Annotated in this window: 1 protein-coding gene; it reads right to left on the minus strand. The window is 30.4% G+C overall.

What is annotated here, in order from left to right; translation table 11 throughout:
• Nucleotides 1–362: helix-turn-helix domain-containing protein (locus IY230_RS03625; protein WP_196369966.1), on the minus strand; the 362-nt coding region annotated here is incomplete at its 3' end.
• Nucleotides 363–421: the final 59 nt, after the last annotated feature.

Below are 421 nucleotides of genomic sequence, written 5' to 3' on the forward strand. Positions count from 1 at the left end.
GATTTTCTTTTTAATTTTATTTCCATCACCTCCTCGGTTGTGTATCCTTTTTTTAAACGTTCATTCTCTATTCTTAATTTCATATTTTCATATTGAAGTTGTTCTAATTCTGAGAGTTGTTTCCTATGACTAAATTTAGCGAGTGGATTACCTGGTTTTCTTTTATTCTCTAATGCTTCTATTCCACCTTCATTATATTTTCTAATCCAGTTTGATATCATTCCATGAGATACATTATTTTTTCTTCCTAGTTCCATGGCACTATATTCACCCGATAGAACCAGCTTAACATATTCATATTTTGCTTCTTTACTCCAGTAACGTGATTCAGTTTTATTCTTAACACCTTTAGGTCTTCCCATAGTTATGCCTCCTTTTATTTAAATTATACAAAAAAAGATGCTAGTAGTTTTTTGTGTCT

This window comes from Acholeplasma laidlawii (assembly GCF_015709225.1).
Lineage (GTDB): Bacteria > Bacillota_I > Bacilli_A > Acholeplasmatales > Acholeplasmataceae > Acholeplasma > Acholeplasma laidlawii_A.